This is a genomic window from Amycolatopsis sp. NPDC021455 (assembly GCF_040640995.1).
Classification (GTDB): domain Bacteria; phylum Actinomycetota; class Actinomycetes; order Mycobacteriales; family Pseudonocardiaceae; genus Amycolatopsis.
Genome location: NZ_JBFACT010000019.1, coordinates 46,973 through 66,409 on the forward strand (window position 1 = coordinate 46,973; position 19,437 = coordinate 66,409).

The following is a 19,437-nucleotide window of genomic DNA, read 5'->3' on the forward strand; positions in this document are numbered from 1 at the left end:
ACCTGGCGTTCGAAGTGCCGGGACGTTTATTGAACGAGTGGCAAGAAGCGACCCCGCGCTGACGTCCCCCTGTGCTCGAAAGGTTCCCGCAATGCCGCGATACGACGTCTCGATTCCTGCCGCCGTTGTGCCGGGAGACGAAGACAGTTCGACCCTCGCCGGACTGGTCGGCGCGCAAACCGCCCGTACCCCGGAAGCGCTTGCGTTGACCGGTGCCGACGGCACGATGACCTATGCGGCGTTGAACGCGCGGGCGAACCGGTTGTCGCGATTGCTGGTGCGCCACGGCGCCGGTCCGGAACGCGTCGTCGCGCTCGTCCTGCCGAGGTCGGCCGACCTGGTCGTCGCGCAGCTGGCGGTGGCCAAGGCCGGCGCCGCCTTCCTGCCCGTCGACCCCGGCCAGCCCGCCGAACGGATCGCGTTCATGCTCGCCGACGCGCGGCCGGTGCTCGTCGTGACGCGTTCGTCCGTGCACCGGGCCGGTACCGAGCCGGCCACCACCACCCTCCACCTCGACGAGCCCGGGCTGCTGGACGGCCTACCCGGCGACGACCCGGACCAAACGCGTCCCGCGCACGTCGACAACCCGGCCTACCTCATCTACACGTCCGGCTCGACCGGCGTCCCCAAGGGCGTGCTCGTCACCCACCGCGGCTTGGCCGGCTTCGCCGCCGCGATGCGGGAGCGCTACGACGTGCGGCCCGGCGACCGCGTCCTGGAGTTCTCCTCACCCAGCTTCGACGCCTCGATCCTGGAGCTGTGCATGGCGTTGCCGACGGGCGCGGCGCTGGTCGTGCCGCCGCCCGGGCCGCTGCTCGGCGACCGGCTCGCCGAGGTCCTGGCCGCGGAAAAGGTGACCCACGCGCTGGTCCCGCCGGTCGCGCTGGCCACCCTGTCACCGGAACACGCCGCCGCGCTGCCGGACTTCCGGACGGTGATCGTCGGCGGGGACGCCTGCCCGCCCGAACTGGTCCGGACCTGGGCGCCCGGGCGCCGGATGATCAACTCCTACGGCCCCACCGAGTTCACCGTCGTGGCGACCTGGAGCGACCCGCTCGTCCCCGGCGGCACGCCCCCGATCGGCCGTCCGCTGCCGGACGCGACCGCGTACGTGCTCGACGAGGCCCTGCGCCCGGCCACCACCGGGGAGCTCTACCTCGCCGGCCCGAAACTGGCCCGCGGCTACCTCGACCGGCCCGGGCTGACCGCGAGCCGGTTCGTGGCCGACCCGTTCGGCGGTCCCGGGGCCCGGATGTACCGGACCGGCGACGTCGTCCGCCGGACCGCCGCAGGCGAGCTGGAGTTCGTCGGGCGGACCGACCACCAGGTCAAGATCCGCGGCTTCCGGATCGAACCCGGCGAGATCGAAGCGCTGCTGCTGAGCCGCCAGGACGTCCGGGAGGCGGTCGTCGTCGCCCGCGAGGACCGGCCCGGTGTCAAACGCCTGGTCGCCTACTTCGCCGGCGACGCCGATCCGGCGGCCTTGCGCACGGCCGCGGCCGACCGGCTTCCGCCATACATGGTCCCGGCCGCGTTCGTCCCCCTGGACGCGATGCCGCTGACCCACCACGGCAAGCTCGACCGCGACGCGCTCCCGGAACCCGATTGGCAGGCGCAGGTCCAGGCCGCCCACACGCCGCCCCGGACCCCGGTCGAGCACGCGCTCGCCGAAATCTGGGCCGACGTCCTCGGCGTGCCGGACATCGGGGTCGACGCCGACTTCTTCGAACTCGGCGGCGATTCCATCCTCGGGGCGCGGGCACTCGCCCGCATCCGCGCGCGGTTCGGGGCCGACCTGTCCCCGCGGGTGGTGTTCGACGCCCGCACCATCGCGAGACTCGCCGAGCTGCTGCCGGCTCGATCCAGCACTCCGGCCGGCCGGATCGAGCCCGTGGCGCACGACGCCGTGGTGCCGCTCTCGCCGGTGCAACGCCGTCTCTGGGTACTCGACCAGCAGAACCCCGGCAGCACCGAATACAACGCCGGAGTCGGCCTCACCCTGTCCGGCCCGCTGGACCGCGAGGCCCTGCGCGCCGCCTTGGACGCGCTGGCCGCGCGGCACGAGTCGCTGCGGACGACGTTCCGGACCGTCGACGGCGAGGGCGTCCAGGTCGTCGCCGACGAGGGAACCGTCCCGCTGCGGGAAGCCGACGCCGAGGCGGACCTGGACGCGCAGCTCGCGGCCGAACTGGACCGCCCCTTCGACCTCACGACCGGCCCGCTCACCCGGGCCACGCTGATCCGCCGCGGCCCGGGCGAACACCTGCTTCTGCTGTGCCAGCACCACATCATCACCGACGGCTGGTCGGTGGGCCTGCTCGTCGACGAGCTGGCCGCGCTCTACGCGGGGGAGAAGCTCGCGCCCCTGGAGATCGGCTACCGCGACTACTCCCGGTGGCACCGCGAGCGGCTGGCCGGGCCGCTGCGCGAGCGGCAGCTGGCGTACTGGCGCGAGCAGCTCGCCGGCCTCGAACCCCTGGACCTGCCGACCGACCGGCCCCGCCCGCCCGTCCGCGCCACCGAGGGCGCGATCCGCCGGTACGAGCTGCCCGCCGGTCTCGCCGAATTGGGCGCCGCCACCGGCGCGACCCTGTTCACGACGCTGACCGCGCTCGTCCAGGTGCTGCTGGCCCGGTACACCGGGCAGGACGACGTCGCCGTCGGCACCGCGGTGTCCGGCCGCGACCACGACCAGCTCGAGCGGCTCGCCGGGTTCTTCGTCAACACCCTCGTCCTGCGGTCCGCGGTCGATCCGGGCCGGCCGTTCGACGAGTTCCTCGGCCGGGTCAAGGAAACGACGCTGGCGGCCTTCGCCGCCGGCGAGGTGCCCTTCGACCAGGTCGTCGACGACCTGCGGCCGGCCCGCGACCCGAGCCGGACCCCGCTGGTGCAGGTGCTGCTGGTGTTGCGGCAGGACCTCGTCCGGCCCCGGGAGGCGGGCGCCCTCCGCCTGGGCGAGCACGATCTGCCCCGCCCCCGGGCCCGGTTCGACCTGGTGCTGGAGTTCCAGCCGCAGGGCCGGAGCGTGGCGATCGAGTACGACACCGCGCTCTTCGACGCCGAGACGATCGACCGCTTCGCCGGGCACCTGCGGGTGCTGGCCGAGGCGGTGGTCGCCGATCCACGCCGGCCGGTCGCCGAGCTGCCGCTCATGGGCGACGCCGAGCTGGCCCACCTGGAAGACCTGGCGCGCGGGCCGGTGCTCGAAGCGCCGGAAACCACGCTGCCGCACCTGTTCGAGGCCCAGGCGGCCCGGACACCGGACGCGGTCGCCGTCGTCTGCGAGGACCGCTCGCTCACCTACCGCGAGCTCGACGAGCAAGCCAACCGGCTGGCTCGCGTCCTGGCCGAGCGGGGCGCCGGGCCCGAGCGGTTCGTCGCCGTCTCCCTGCCGCGCACGGAACGGATCCTCGTGGCGCTGCTCGGCGTGCTCAAGTCCGGCGCCGCCTACCTCCCGGTCGATCCGGCCTACCCGGTCGAGCGGAAGGAGCTGATCCTCGACGACGCCGCCCCGGCCCTGCTGCTCACCCCGGACGGCCGGAGCCCCGGATCGGTGCCCGCCCTGGCGTTCGACGACCCCGCCCTGCTCGACGGCCGGTCCCCGGCACCGCTCGGCCGCGCCACGAACCCGGACCACCCGGCCTACGTGATCCACACATCCGGCTCGACCGGCCGCCCCAAGGGCGTCGTGGTCGCCCACCGCAGCGCCGCGAACCTGATGGCGTGGGCGGGAAACGACTTCCGGGACGTCTTCCGGCCGGAGTCCACAGTGGTCGCTTCGACGTCGCTGAACTTCGACGTCTCGGTGTTCGAGATCTTCGCGCCGCTGATGACCGGCGCCACCGTCGAAATCGTCCGGGACGTGCTGGCCCTCGGCGAGGGCGAGCACGACGACCGGCCGGTCGGCCTGGTCAGCGGCGTGCCCTCGGCGTTCGCCCAGCTGCTCGCCCAGGGCGCGGTCTCGGTCCGGCCGTCCACTGTGGTCCTGGCCGGTGAGGCGCTGACGCTGCACGCCTTGCACGACATCCGGAAAGCCTTGCCGGACAGCCGGATCGCGAACATCTACGGGCCCACCGAGTCCACTGTGTACGCCACGGCGTGGTACCACGACACCGACCGCACCCCGCCGATCGGCCGTCCGATCGCCGGGATCCGCGCGTACGTGCTCGACCGCGGGATGCGGCCGGTCCCCGTCGGCGTGCCGGGAGAACTGCACCTCGGCGGCGCCGGCGTGGCCCGCGGCTACCTCGGCCGTCCGGGCCTGACCGCCGGGCGGTTCGTGGCCGACCCCTTCGGCGGGCCGGGCGCCCGGATGTACCGGACGGGCGACGTCGTCCGCTGGACCACCCGCGGCGAGCTGGAGTACCTGGGCCGCGCCGACGACCAGGTCAAGATCCGGGGCTTCCGGATCGAGCCCGGGGAGGTCGAGGCCGCGCTGCGGCAGCACCCGGACGTGACCGAGGCGGTGGTGGTCGCGCGCACCGACGCCGGGCACCAGCGGCTGGTCGCCTACGTCGTCCCGGAGGCTCCCGCGGACCTGCGGGAGTTCCTCGGCGCCTCGCTGCCTGCCCACCTCGTGCCGTCGGCGTTCGTGCCCCTCGACCGGCTGCCGCTCAACCCCAGCGGCAAGCTCGACCGGCGCGCCCTGCCCGCCCCGGACTGGGCGGGCGCCACCACCCGCGTCGCGCCGCGCACCGAGACCGAACGGCTCCTCGCCGCCATCTGGGCCGACGCCCTCGGGCTGCCCGAGGTCGGCGTCGAGGACAACTTCTTCGAACTCGGCGGCGACTCCATCCTCGGCATCCGGCTCGTCTCCGAGGCCGCGAAGGCGGGCCTGCGGATCACCACCAAGGACGTCTTCCGGCACCAGACGATCGCGGCCCTCGCGGCGGCGGCCGGGGTCGCCGCACCCGTGGCCGAGCGGGCGGCGGCGACCGGCGAGGTGATCGTCACCCCGATCCAGCACTGGTTCCTCGACACCGACCCCGCCGACCCGGACCATTTCGTCCAGCAGCTGGGCGTCCGGCTCGCCGACGACGTCGACGAAGACCGGCTGCGGACCGCGGTGAACACGGTCGTCGCCCACCACGACGCCTTCCGGCTGCGCTTCCGCCGTAACGCCGATGGCTGGACGCAGGAGTACGCCGCTCCCGGCGAAGTCGACGTGTTCGGCGCGAAGATCGACATCGAACGCGGTCCGCTCGTGAGCGCGGAACTCACCGGCACGACGCTGCGCCTGGCCGTGCACCACCTCGTCGTGGACGGCGTCTCGTGGCGGATCCTCCTGGAGGACCTCGACCACGCCTACCACGGGCGCGCCCTCAGCGCCCGGACGACGTCCTTCCAGGAATGGGCGAACCGGCTCGCCGAGCACGACTTCACCGGCGACCTCCCGTACTGGCAGGCGGTCGAGGGCGCCCAGGTCCCCCTGGACACCGACGGCGCCAACACGGTGGCGAGCACCCGGACGGTCACCACGCGGCTCGGCGCCGAGCTGACCCGGGCGCTGCTGCAGGATGTCCCGGGCGTCTACCGCACCCAGGTCAACGACGTGCTGCTCGCCGCACTCGGCGGGGCATTGCGGCGCTGGAGCGGCGCCGAGCGCGTGCTGGTCGATCTCGAAGGCCACGGGCGCGAGGACGTCTTCGACGATGTCGACCTGTCCCGCACGGTCGGCTGGTTCACGTCCCTGTTCCCCGTCGCCCTCGACGTGCCGGACGACGGCGCCGCGACCCTGCTCAAGTCCGTGAAGGAACAACTGCGCGCGATCCCGGCCCGCGGCCTGTCCTACGGCGTGCTGCGGCACCGCGCCGAGACTGCTCCCGCGGTGGGGCCCCGGCTCAGCTTCAACTACCTCGGCCGGTTCGAGGCCGAGGGTGGGCTGTACCGGGGCCTCGAACGGGAACTGGAACTCGAGCAGAACCCCGAGGACGTCCGCGCGCACGCCGTCGACGTCGTCGCCCGGGTGACCGAAGGCCGCCTGGAGATCACCTGGTTCTACTCGGAACAGCTCCACGAGGAAGCCACGATCCGCACGGTCGCCAACGACCTCGTCCACGGTCTCACCGAAATCGTCGCGCACTGCACCGAACCGGGCGCCGGCGGCCGCACGCCGTCGGACTTCCCCCTGGCGGCCCTCGATCAGTCCACTGTAGACCGACTCGCCGGCGACGGCCGGGACGTCGAGGACATCTACCCGCTCACCCCGGCCCAGGCCGGGATGCTGTTCCACCGGCTCACCGGCGGCGGCCGCCACGCCTACCTCCAGCAGGTGACGTTCGTGCTGAGCGACGTCCCCGACCCCGAGGCTTTGGCCCACGCCTGGCAGCGGGTCGTGGACCGGACGCCGGTGCTGCGCACCCAGGTCGTCTGGGACGGGCTCGACGAGCCCGTGCAGGTCGTCCACCGGCAGGTCACCCTGCCCGTCGACCACCGGGACTGGACGACCGCACCCGAAGACCTGGACACGGTGCTGGCGGCCGACCGCGACGCCGGACTGGACCTGGGCGAGCTCCCGCTGATGCGGTTGCTGCTCGCCCGCGTCTCGGCGACCGAAGTCCGCGTGGTCTGGACGTTCCACCACCTCCTGCTCGACGGCTGGAGCCTCTTCCAGGTCCTCGCCGACGTCTCGGCCGCGCACGCCGGGCGGCCCCTGCCCGCCCGCCGCCCGTTCCGCGACCACGTCCGGTGGCTGTCCGAACAGGACACGCCGGCGGCGGAACGGTTCTGGCGCGAGCAGCTTTCGGGACGGCCCGAGCCGGCCCGGCTGCGCACCGACCACGCGCCCGACGGTCACCCGGTCGAGTCGACGGCCGCGCTGCGGATCCAGCTGCCCTCGGCGCCGCTGCGCGCGGCCGCGCAACGCCACGGGCTGACCCTCAACACGCTCGTCCAGGGTGCCTGGGCGATGCTGCTTGCTCGTCACACCGGACGGCCGGAGGTCTGCTTCGGCACCACGGTCGCCGGACGGCCCGCCGAACTGCCCGGCGCCGACGAGATCACCGGCATGTTCATCACCACCCTGCCGGCCGTCGCCGACGTCGACGAGCGCGCCCGTGCCGTCGACTGGCTGCGCGGCCTCCAGGAAGCCCAAGCGGAGGCGCGGCGGTTCGACCACCTTTCCCTGGCGCGCCTGCAGAGCTGGGGCGGGGAGTTCGACACCCTCCTCGTGTTCGAGAACTACCCCGTCACCGCCGAGCTGGGGCTGCGCGACCTGCGGGGCGTGGAGACCACCAACTACCCGCTCAGCGTCGTCGCCTACCCCGGCGAGGAACGCCTGGAACTGCTCTTCGGCTACGACCCGGAGCTCTTCGACGCCGAGACGATCGCCGGGTTCGCCGGGCAGCTGGAGACCCTGCTCTCCGAGCTCGCGACGCGGCCGCACGAGCCCCTTTCCCGGCTGCGCATGCTCACCGACGCCGACCGGCAGAACGTCCTGGAGCTGGGGAACGGCCCCGCACAGGACCACCCGGACACGACCGTGCCCGCCCTGTTCGCCGAGCAGGTGCGGCGCACCCCCGACGCGGTCGCCGTCACCGGCGAGGAAACCCTGACCTATGCGGAACTGGACGCCCGGGCGAACCGGCTGGCCCACCGGCTGCTCGGCCTCGGCGCCCGGCGGGACGGGCTGGTCGGGCTGCTGCTCGGCCGCTCGGCCGACGTCGTCGTCGCCGAACTGGCGGTGCTCAAGGCCGGCGGCGCGTACCTGCCGCTGGACGCCCGCGCGCCGCGGACCCGGCTGAGGACACTGCTCGACGGCGTCCGCGTGGTGGTGACCGACGACGCCGGGCGGTCCTTCGCCCAGGAAGTCCACAGTGGACCGGTGGTGTCGATCGGCGACGTCGGCGACGAGCGGTCCGAGACGCCGGATGTCGTGCTGAGTCCGGAAAATCTGGCGTACGTCATGTACACCTCCGGGTCGACGGGGACGCCCAAGGGGGTGGCCGTCAGCCACCGGGCGATCATCGCCCTGGCCCGGGAGCGGTCCTTCGCCGTCCCCGCCCACCGGACCGTGCTCATGCATTCCGCGCTGGCCTTCGACGCCTCGACCTATGAGATGTGGGTGCCGTTGCTCAGTGGCGGCCGGGTCGTCGTCGCCCCGCCGGGGGACATCGACGCCGACGTGCTGCGCCGGGTGATCACCGCGCACGGCGTGACCGCGGTGTTCATCACCGCGGGGCTGTTCCGCGTGCTGGCGCAGGAGGATCCCGGCTGCCTGCGCGGCGTCCGCGAGGTGTGGACCGGCGGCGAGGTGGTCCGTCCCGCCGCGGTGCACCAGGTGTCGGACGCGTGCCCGGGCCTCACCGTGGTGGACGTCTACGGCCCCACCGAGACCACGACGTTCGCCACCCGGTTCCCCCTGCCACCGGGTGAGCCGGTGCCGGACGTGCTGCCGATCGGGCGGCCCCTGGACGACACGGCGGCTTACGTCCTCGACCACGGGCTGCGGCCGGTGCCGCGCGGTGCCGTCGGCGAGCTGTACCTGGCCGGCACCGGGCTGGCCCGCGGCTACCTCGGGCAGCCGGGGCTGACGGCGGAACGGTTCCTGGCCGACCCCTTCGGTGCGCCGGGTGCGCGGATGTACCGCACTGGTGACCTCGTCCGGTGGACTCGCGCCGGTGTGCTGGAGTTCGTCGGCCGCGCCGACGACCAGGTGAAGATCCGCGGCTTCCGCGTCGAACTGGGGGAGATCGAGACCGCGCTGACCGCCCACCCGGACGTCACCGAGGCCGTCGTCGTCGCGGTGGAGTCCGGTGGGACCAAGCGGCTCGTCGCCTACGTCGTCGCGGCCGGGACGCCGGACCTGCGCGAGTTCCTGTTGCGATCCCTGCCGGACTACCTCGTCCCGGCGGTGTTCGTCCCGCTGGAGGCCTTGCCGCTCAACGAAAACGGCAAGGTGGACCGGCGGGCGCTCCCCGCACCCGACTGGAACGGCGGGCCCGGGTACCGCGAACCGGCGACGGACGCCGAGCGGCTGCTCGCCGGGATCTGGGCCGAGGTGCTGCGGGTGGACCGCGTCGGCGCCGACGACAACTTCTTCGAGCTCGGCGGCGACTCGATCCTCAGCATCCAGGTGGTGTCCCGGGCCCGCCGGGCGGGTCTCGACCTGATGCCCGGGCAGGTGTTCGACCACCCGACCGTGGCCGCGCTCGCCCGCGCCGCGACCCCGGCCGCGCCGGTCGCGGCCGTCGCCGGACCGGTGACCGGCGAGCTGCCGCTGACGCCGGTGCAGCGCTGGTACCTCGACCCGCGCCCGGTGCACCCGGAGCAGTTCGTCCAGTCCGTGTCGGTGGAACTGCCCGAGGTGCCGGACCCGGCGGTACTGCGCCGCGCGCTGCGCGACCTCCAGCTGCACCACGACGCCCTGCGACTGCGGTTCACGCCCGAAGGCGCGCATCACGTGCCCGACGCCGTGGACGTCCTCGACGCCACCATCGACCTCGAAAAGGGACCACTGCTGCGCGCCGAGCTGTCCGGCACGACGCTGACGCTCGCCGCGCACCACTTGGTCGTCGACGGCGTCTCGTGGCGGGTCCTGCTGGAGGACCTGGAAACCCTTCTCGAAGGCGGCGAACTCCCGGACCGGACGACGTCCTTCCGCGACTGGGCTCGCGCCCTCACCAGCCACGCGGCGGAAGGCTTCTTCGACGACGAACTCGCCCACTGGGCGGCGATCGACGCCGACCCGGCCCTGCCGGTCGACGCGGCGGGCGAAAACACCTACGGCTCGGCCCGCTCGCTGGTCGTGCGGCTGCCCGCGGACCGGACCCGGGCGGTGCTGCACGACGTGCCGGGGGCGTACCGGACGCAGGTCAACGACGTCCTGCTGACCGCGCTCGGCCGCGTCCTGCGGGACTGGACGGGCCGCGACCGCGTCCTCGTCGACCTCGAAGGCCACGGGCGCGAGGACCTGTTCCCCGGGATCGACCTGTCCCGGACCGTCGGCTGGTTCACCTCGATCTTCCCGGTCGAGCTGACGTCGTGCGGCGAGGACTGGGGCGAAGCCCTGAAGACGACGAAGGAACGGCTCCGCGCGATTCCCCGCCGCGGCATCGGCTACGGCGCCCTGCGCTACCTCGCCGGCACCGCCCCGCGCGTCGAACCCCGGATCAGCTTCAACTACCTGGGCCGCTTCGACCACGGTGGCGGCCTGGGCGGCGCCGCGCACCCCGGTCAGACCCGCGCGCACCAGCTCGACGTCGTCGGCGCGGTCGTCGGCGACGAACTCGAACTGACCTGGCACTACTCCGCGGGCGTTCACACCGAGGCCACCGTCCGCGGGCTGGCCGAGGCCCTCCTCGACGCGCTCACCGGGATCGTCGGCCACTGCGCCCGGCCGGACGCGGGCGGCCGCACGCCGTCGGACTTCCCGTTGGCCCGGCTCGACCAGGCCGCGGTGGACCGGCTCGCCGGCACCGGCCGGACGGTCGAGGACATCTACCCGCTCACCCCGATGCAGGCGGGCATGGTCTTCCACAGCCTCGTCGACGGCGCGGCCGGGACCTACCTCAACCAGGTGCGGCTGCGGCTGACCGGCGTCACCGACCCCGAGCGCCTCGCCCGGGCGTGGCAGCAGGTCGTCGCGGACACGCCGGTGCTGCGCAGCCGCGTCGTCTGGGACGGCCTCGACGAACCCGTGCAGGTCGTCGAGCGGTCCGTCACGGTCCCGATCGTCCACCTCGACTGGCGGACGCTGGACGAGCAGGAGCGGTTCCTCGAAGCCGACCGCGCGCAGGGGTTCGACCTGACGGCCGCGCCGCTGATGCGCTTGGCGTTCGCCCGGCTGCCCGGCGGTGACGTGCTGCTGGTGTGGACGTTCCACCACGTGCTGCTCGACGGCTGGAGCGCCGCGCAGGTGTTCGGCGAGGTGTGCGCCCGGTACGCGGGCACCGCCGGCCCGGGCCGCCGCCCGCCGTTCCGCGAGTACCTGCGCTGGCTCGGCGAACAGGACACCGCAGCCGCCGAACGGCACTGGCGCGAGCAGCTCGCCGGGTTGCGGACGCCGACGCCGCTGCCCTACGACCGCCGCCCGGTGGAGGCCCACCGCACGCGGTCCGCCGCGTCGGTCCGGGTGTCGGCGCCGGTGGAGGGCCTGCGGGAACTGGCACGGCGTGCCGGCCTGACGCTCAACACGATCCTGCAGGGCGCGTGGGGGCTGGTGCTTTCCCGCTACAGCGGGGAACCCGATGTCGTCTTCGGCACCACTGTGTCCGGGCGGGCCGCCGACCTGCCGGGTGTCGAGTCGATGGTCGGGCTGTTCATCAACACCCTGCCCGCCACGGTGTCCGTCCAGGATGGACTGTCCATTACGGACTGGTTGCGAGGCCTGCAGGCGGCCCAGGCGCGGGCGCGCCGGTTCGACTTCGTGTCCCTGGCCCAGCTGCAGAGCTGGGCGGGGACCACGTTGTTCGACAGCATCCTGGTCTTCGAAAACTATCCCTTCGACACCGAGGCCGTGGCCGAGCACGGGATCGGCCTGCACGAGGAAGGCGAGCTGCAGCCGACCAACTACCCGCTCAGCGTGGTCGTCACGCCGGGCGAGCGGCTGGAAGTGTCGTTCGACCACGACCCGGACCTGTTCGACCGCGCCACGATCGACCGGCTGGCCGCGCAGCTGCTCCTGGTCCTGGAGCGCCTCACCGCCGGTCCGGAACAGCGGGTGGGTGAGCTGGACCTGCTCACCGACGACGATCGCGAGCGCGTGCTGCGGACGTTCAACGACACAGCACGCCCGGTGGCCGAGGCTACGGTGGTGAGCCGGTTCGCCGACCAGGTCCGCCGGACGCCGGACGCCCTGGCGGTCGACGACCTGACCTACGCGGAGCTGGATGCCCGTGCCGACGGGCTCGCGCGGCGGCTGATCGCCCTCGGCGTGCGGGTCGAGGATCGGGTGGGGTTGCTGCTGGAGCGCTCGGCCGACCTCGTCGTGGCCGAGCTGGCGGTGCTCAAGGCCGGAGCCGCGTACGTCCCGGCCGACCTGCGGGCCCCGGCCGCCCGGCTGCGGCTGGTCCTGGCCGAAGCGGGCGTATCCGTGGTCATCGCCGACAAGTCCTGTTCGGACATCCACAGTGGACCGGTGGTCCGAGTGGACGAGACCGGCCCGGAGGCGGCACCTGTCGTGGTGCGGCCACGGAACCTGGCGTACGTGATGTACACGTCCGGGTCGACCGGGACGCCGAAGGGCGTGGCGGTGACCCACCGCGACATCGTGGCGCTCGCCTCGGACCGCTCGTTCGCGAGCGAGGCGCACCGGACCGTGCTGCTGCACTCGCCGCAGGCGTTCGACGCGTCCACGTACGAGGCATGGGTGCCGTTGCTCAACGGTGGCCGCGTGGTGGTCGCCCCACCGGGGGACGTGGATGCCGAGGTGGTGCGTGAGGTCGTCACCCGGCAGGGTGTGAGTGCGCTGTGGCTGACCGCGGGGTTGTTCCGCCTGCTGGCTCAGGAAGACCCGGCGTGCCTGCGCGGAGTCCGCGAGGTGTGGACCGGTGGTGACGTAGTTCCCGCTGCGGCGGTCCGGCAGGTGCGGGAGGCGTGTCCGGGCCTGACCGTCGTCGACGGTTACGGGCCCACCGAGACGACCACCTTCGCCAGCCGGTTCTTCGTAACGCCGGAAGACGCGGTCCCGGACGCGATGCCGATCGGGCGGCCGTTGGACAACATGGCCGCCTACGTCCTCGACGAGGGGTTGCGGCCGGTCCCGCCAGGCGTGACGGGCGAGCTGTTCATCGCGGGTGCCGGCGTGTCGCGCGGGTATCTCGGCCGGTCCGGCTTGACCGCGGAAAGGTTCGTGGCCAATCCGTTCGGGGCGCCGGGGGAGCGGATGTACCGCACCGGGGACGTGGTCCGCTGGTTCGCGGACGGTGTCCTGGAGTTCGTCGGCCGGGCCGATGATCAGGTGAAGATCCGTGGCTTCCGTATCGAGCTGGGCGAGATCGAGACGGCGTTGGCCGCCCATCCGGACGTCGTCGAGGCTGTGGTCGTCGCGCGGGACCGGCGGCTGGTCGCGTACGTCGTGACGACGGGGAAGCCGGATTTGCGGGCGTGGCTGCAGCGTGACCTGCCCGACTACATGGTGCCGTCGGCGTTCGTGACGCTCGACGCGCTTCCCTTGAGCGCCAACGGAAAAGTCGACCGGAATGCCCTGCCCGAACCGGCCGGGGAACCGGCGACCGGGTACGTGCCGCCGCGCACGGACACCGAGCGCGTGCTCGCCGAAGTCTGGGCCGACGTGCTCGGCCTGCCCGGCGTCGGCGTCGAGGACAACTTCTTCGAACTCGGCGGCGACTCGATCCTCAGCATCCAGGTCGTCTCCCGCGCCCGGCGCCACGGCCTCGCGCTCACCCCGCGGGACCTGTTCGCGCACCAGACGGTCGCCGCGCTGGCCGTCGCGGCGGGCTCGGCCGCGGTCACCGTGGCCGAGCAGGGGCCGGTCACCGGCCCTGCTGCGTTGACCCCGATCCAGCACTGGTTCTTCGCCGGGGACTTCGGAAACCCCGGCGAGTTCACCCAGTCCGTCCGCGTCGAGCGCGCCGAGCCGTTCGACGTCGACACCCTGCGCGCGGCCCTGGCCACCCTGGTCGGGCACCACGACGCCTTGCGGATGCGGTTCACCGACGGCCGCCAGGAGAACGCCCCGGCCGAACCGGCCGAGATCCTCGGCGCCGAGATCGACGTGACGCGCGGGCCGCTGCTCACCGCCGAACTCGTCACGCCCGCGGTCCTGCGGCTGACGGTCAACCACCTCGTCGTCGACGGCGTCTCGTGGCGGATCCTCCTGGAGGACCTGGAAACCGCGTACCGCGGTGGTCCGCTGCCGCCGAAGACGACGTCGTTCCGCGACTGGGCCAACCGGCTCGCGGCCCACGCCGAGGCCGGCGGCTTCGACGACGAACTGCCGTACTGGCGCGACACTCTCGCCGTCGACCCCGCCCTGCCGGGCGACGCCGACGCCACGGCCGCGGGGACCGGCACGGTCACCACGCGCCTGGACGCCGAGCTGACCCGCGCGCTGCTGCAGGACGTCCCGGGCGTCTACCGGACGCAGGTCAACGACGTGCTGCTGGCCGCGCTGGGCCGCGTCCTGGCCCGCTGGACCGGACGCGACCGCGTGCTGGTCGACCTGGAGGGCCACGGCCGCGAGGACCTCTTCGACGACGTCGACCTGTCCCGGACGGTCGGCTGGTTCACCTCGCTGTACCCGGTCGCGCTGCGGATCGAGGACGACTGGGCCGGCCTGCTCAAGTCCGTCAAGGAACAGCTGCGGGCGGTGCCCCGCCGCGGCGTGGGCTTCGGCGCGTTGCGGTATCTGACCGCAACCGCGCCGGACGTCGAACCCGAGATCAGCTTCAACTACCTGGGCCGCCTCGATGGAGCGGCCGGCAGCCTGGACTCGTCGGTCGGCGAAGGCGCGGGCCGCGGGCACCTGCTCGACGTCGTCGGCCGCGTGGACCGGGAAACGCTGGAGCTGACCTGGTCCTACTGGCGGGACACGCACACCCCCGCCACGGTGGCGAAGCTGGCCGCCGAACTGGTGGCCGCGCTGGGCGAAATCGTCGCGCACTGCGCCGAGCCGGGCGCGGGCGGCCGCACGCCGTCGGACTTCCCCCTCGCCCGGCTGGACCAGCGGCAGGTCGACCGGATCGCCGGCGACGGCCGCGGCGTGGCCGACATCCACCCGCTGACGCCGATGCAGGCCGGCATGGTCTTCCACGGGCTTTCCCAGGAGGCCCAAGGCGTCTACTTCGAACAGGTCACCGCGGTCCTCGACGGCGTGGCCGAGCCGCGGGTGCTGGCCGACGCGTGGCGGCACGTGGTCGACCGGACGCCGGTCCTGCGCGGCAGCGTCGTCTGGGAGGACGTCCCCGAGCCACTGCTCGTCGTCCACCGCGAAGCGCGCGTCCCGGTCACCGAACTCGACTGGCGGGACCGCGACCGCGAAGAAGCTTTGCGCGAGCTGCTCGCGCTTGACCGTGCCCGGCCGTTCGACCTGGCGACGGCGCCGCTGCTGCGGGTCACCTTGGCGCGGTTGCCGGACGACGCCGTCCAGCTCGTCTGGACGTTCCACCACGTCCTGCTGGACGGCTGGAGCGTCTTCCAGGTGCTCTCCGACGTCTGCACGGCATATGCGGCCCTGCGCGACGGAACTCCGCCCGCGCTGCCGCACCGCCGTCCGTTCGGGGACTACGTCACGTGGCTGAGCGGCCAGGACGCCGAGGGCGCCGAAGAGTACTGGCGCCGCGAACTCGGCGACGTCACCGAGCCGACGCCGTTGCCCTACGACCGCGTCCCGGCGGCCGCGCACGAATCGAGCTCGTCGACGTGGGTCAGCCGTGACCTCGGCGAGGAGGCGACTCGGAGGCTGGCGGCGTTCGCGCGCCGCGAGCGGCTCACCGTCAACGCCGTCGTGCAGGGCGCCTGGGCGCTGCTGCTGTCGCGGCACAGCGGCGAGGACGACGTCTGCTTCGGCGCCACCGTGTCCGGCCGCCCGGCCGGGCTCGCCGGGGTCGACGACATCACCGGCATCTTCATCAACACCCTGCCCGTGCGGGTGACCGCCGACCCGGCGGCCCCGGTCGCGGAGTGGCTGCGCACCCTGCAGACCACCCAGGCCGAGTCGCGCCGGTTCGAGCACGTCCCGCTGACCGCCGTGCAGGGCTGGAGCGGCGTCGAGGGCGGCCGGAACCTGTTCGACAGCCTGGTGGTGTTCGAGAACTACCCGGTCACCGCGGACGACGTCGCCGCGCACGGCGTGCGGCTGCGGGAACTGCAGGCGCTGGAGACGACCAACTACCCGCTCAGCGTCGTCGCCGCGCCGGGCCCGCGCCTGTCGCTCGGCATCGGCTACGACCCGGCGCTGTTCGACGAGGCCACCGCCCAACGGCTCGCCGGGCAGCTCGAGCACCTCCTCGCAACGCTGGCCGAAGACCCGGCGCGACCGCTGCGAGAGTTCGACGTCCTCACCGCCGCCGAACGCGACCAGGTTCTCGTGGCGTTCAACGACACCGGCCACGAGGTACCGCCGGTCACCCTGACCGACCTGATCGAGGCCCAGGTGGCCCGGACGCCGGACGCCGTCGCGGTGGTTTCGCGCGGGGAACGGCTCACTTACGCCGAACTCGGCGCCCGCGCCGACCGGCTGGCCCGGTTGCTGGCCGCGCGCGGCGCGGGCCCGGAGCGGATCGTCGCGCTGGCCCTGCCGCGCTCGGTGGAGATCGTCGTCGCGCAGCTGGCCGTGCTGAAGACGGGCGCCGCCTACCTGCCGGTCGACCCGGACTACCCCGCCGAGCGGATCGCGTTCATGCTCGCCGACGCGAACCCGGTCGTCGTGGTGACCAGGCCGGGAACGCCGTTGCCGGCGGAGAACGTGCTCGTCCTCGACGGCTCGGAGGACGCCGGCCCGGCCACCCCGCTGACCCGGTCGGTACCGCCGGCCGCACCGGCGTACGTCATCTACACCTCCGGCTCGACCGGGACTCCGAAGGGCGTCGTCGTCACCCACGCCGGCCTGGCGAGCTTCTCCGGCGCCGAAATCGCCCACTTCGACGTCCGGCCCGGCGACCGCGTGCTGCAGTTCTCCTCGCCGAGTTTCGACGCCTCGGTGCTGGAACTGTGCCTGGCCCTCCCGGCGGGAGCCGCGCTGGTCGTGCCGCCGCCCGGGCCGCTGCTCGGCGACCACCTGGCCGCGGTGCTGCGCGACGAAGGCGTCACCCACGCGCTGATCCCGCCGGTGGCCATGGCGAGCGTGCCCGACGCCGACCTGCCCGCATTCCGCACCCTGGTGGTCGGCGGCGAGGCGTGCCCGGCCGACCTGGTGGCCCGCTGGGCGCCCGGCCGCCGGATGATCAACGCCTACGGGCCCACCGAAACCACCGTGGTGGCGACCTGGAGCGACCCCCTCGAACCCGGGGCCACCCCGCCGATCGGCCGCCCGATCCGCAACACGCGCGTCCGCGTCCTCGACGCCGCCCTGCGCCCGGTGCCGATCGGCGTCGCGGGGGAACTGTACGTCTCCGGGGCCGGGCTCGCGCGCGGCTACCTCGGCCGGTCGGGGCTCACCGCGTCGCGGTTCCTCGCCGACCCGTTCGGAGCGCCGGGCACGCGGATGTACCGCACCGGCGACCTGGTGCGGTGGCGCGAGAACGGCACGCTGGAATTCCTCGGCCGCGCCGACGACCAGGTCAAGATCCGCGGGTTCCGGATCGAGCCCGGCGAGATCGAGGCCGTCCTGCGCGCGCACCCGGGCGTCCGCGACGCCGCCGTCGTCGCGGCCGACCAGCGGCTGATCGCCTACGTCGTGGGCGATCCGGGCAGCGGGCTGCGGGAGCACGTCGCCGCGACCCTGCCGGCGCACTTCGTCCCCGCCGCGTTCGTCACGCTCGACGCACTTCCGTTGACCGCCAGCGGAAAGCTGGACCGGCGGGCGCTGCCCGCGCCGGCCGCGCCGGCGGAAAGCGCCGGGTACGCGGCCCCGGAAACCGAGACCGAAGAGGTCCTCGCCGCGATCTGGGCCGAGGCACTCGGCATCGACCGGGTCGGCGTCGAGGACAACTTCTACGCCCTGGGTGGCGATTCGCTGCGCAGCCTGCGGATCACCTCGATGACGAAGTCCGCCTTCGACGTCGAGCTCACCCCCAAGGACGTGCTCACCGCCGGCACCGTGCTGGCGCTGGCGGAGCTCGTCGAAGAACGGGTCCTGCGGGACCTCGAGCGGCTCGCCGCCGGACAGGACAACTGAAACCGTTGAACGGAAAGGAAAATCCCATGCAGGAAGACGCCGAGTTCCAGGTACTGGTCAACGACGAAGGCCAGTACTCGCTGTGGCCGGTGGCGAACGAGATCCCCGCGGGCTGGCGTGCCGACGGGTTCCGGGGCGGCCGCCAGGAGTGCATGGACCACGTCGACGAGGTCTGGACCGACATGCGGCCGCTCAGCCTCCAGCGGCAGATGGCGGCCGACGGCTGAGCCGTCCGTACCGCCGCCCCCACCGAACCGACGCGGAAGGTCCCCGTTCATGCCCTCTCCTTCGACGTTTTCCCAGAGTCTCCGGGTTCCGGCCGGGGACGCGCGGCCCGCGGCCGGCGGCCGGCTGCAGGGGCTGCTCGCCGGCCTCTGCCACAAGCACGGCGTGCCCGCCGCCCAGCTGGTCGTCCACGACGGCGGCCGGACGGACTCCGCCGTGGCCGGGGGGATCACCGCCACGGCGAAGTTCCCGGTCGGCTCCATCACCAAGGCGTTCACCGCGGCGCTGGCGATGCTGCTCGTCGCCGACGGCGACCTGGACCCGGACGACCCCCTCGCCGACCACCTGGACGGCCTCGGGCCGCAGGTCGGGCGGCCCACCGTCGGGCAGGTCCTGAGTCACACCGGGGGGTTGCCCGCCGGGCTCGGCCCCGCCGCCGAGGAGGCCGGCTCGGCTCGCCGGTACCTGCGGGTGTGCCGCGACGCCGGGCTCGTCCAGCCGCCCGGGCAAGGCTTCTCCTACTCCAACGTCGGGTACGTGCTCGCCGGGTACGTGGTCGAGGCCGTCACCGGGATGAGCTGGTGGGAGGCGATGGACACGCTGCTGCTCGGCGAACTCGGCATCGACAGCGCGTTCGTCGTCGAGCCGGGCACGCGGCGCCGGGCGGACGCCCACGTCAGCGGCCACGCCGTGCACGCCGCCACCGGCCGCGCCCGGCCCGTCGCGCAGACCCTGACCCCCGTCGAGGCCGCGGCCGGGGCGCTCGCGCTGAGCGCCGAGGACCTGGCCGCCTTCGGCCGCATGTTCTGCGGCGGCGACGGGCCCCTGCCGGCCGACCTGGCCGAGCTGATGTGCCGTCCGGTCCCGGGTGCGGAGCCGTTCGGGCTGGCCGACGCCTGGGGGCTCGGCCTGGCCGGCTACCGGGGCGCCGACGCGGACTGCTGTTTGCCGGGGGCTCCGGGTGGCGGAGCCCCCGGCGCGAGCCGGAGCCTCGGATGTCACTGGGCCGGTCATGACGGCACCGCGGACGGCACCTCCTGCCACCTGCGGGTGGACCCCGGGCACGACCGGGTCGTCGCGCTCACCACCAACGGGAGCACCGGCTCGGCGCTGTGGGTCGACCTGGTCGCCGCCCTGCGCGCCGAAGGCCTGCCGGTCGGCGACTACGAGCTGCCCCACGGCCTCGACCGCGCCGCCCGCCCGGCCACCGACCTGTCGGGCCACTACACCAACGGCGATCTCGAGTACCAGGTCGACGTCCGCGCGGACGGCGCCGTCCTCGTCGTCGACGGCGAGGTCTACCCGGAGCTGGCGCTGCTGCGCGACGGGTCGTTCTCGGTGCGCGAACCCGCCACCGGTCGCCGGATCATCGGCGGCCGCTTCCTGACCGACCCGGCCACCGGGACCGTCAGCGCCATGCAGGCCGGCGGCCGCGTCGCCCGGCGGCGCCGGGCCTCCTGACCCTCGCCCGCCGA

3 protein-coding genes are annotated in these 19,437 nt (G+C 73.7%); all 3 read left to right on the forward strand.

Annotation, left to right across the window (positions count from 1 at the left end):
- The first annotated feature begins 91 nt into the window (after positions 1-91).
- From AB0G28_RS22410 to AB0G28_RS22420, 3 genes are read left to right on the forward strand one after another with little or no spacing between them, the layout of a single operon-like run.
- Positions 92-17,737, forward strand: a complete 17,646-nt coding sequence (locus AB0G28_RS22410) for a non-ribosomal peptide synthase/polyketide synthase (protein WP_361091931.1) — start codon at positions 92-94, stop codon at positions 17,735-17,737.
- Between the two features lie 26 nt (positions 17,738-17,763).
- The gene (locus tag AB0G28_RS22415; protein ID WP_361091934.1) at positions 17,764-17,964 is read left to right on the forward strand and encodes an MbtH family NRPS accessory protein; all 201 of its coding nucleotides are present in this window, start codon (positions 17,764-17,766) and stop codon (positions 17,962-17,964) included.
- Positions 17,965-18,013: 49 nt separating this feature from the next.
- Positions 18,014-19,423: a serine hydrolase domain-containing protein gene (locus tag AB0G28_RS22420; protein ID WP_361091937.1), complete on the forward strand. Its 1,410-nt coding sequence runs from the start codon at positions 18,014-18,016 to the stop codon at positions 19,421-19,423.
- Positions 19,424-19,437: the final 14 nt, after the last annotated feature.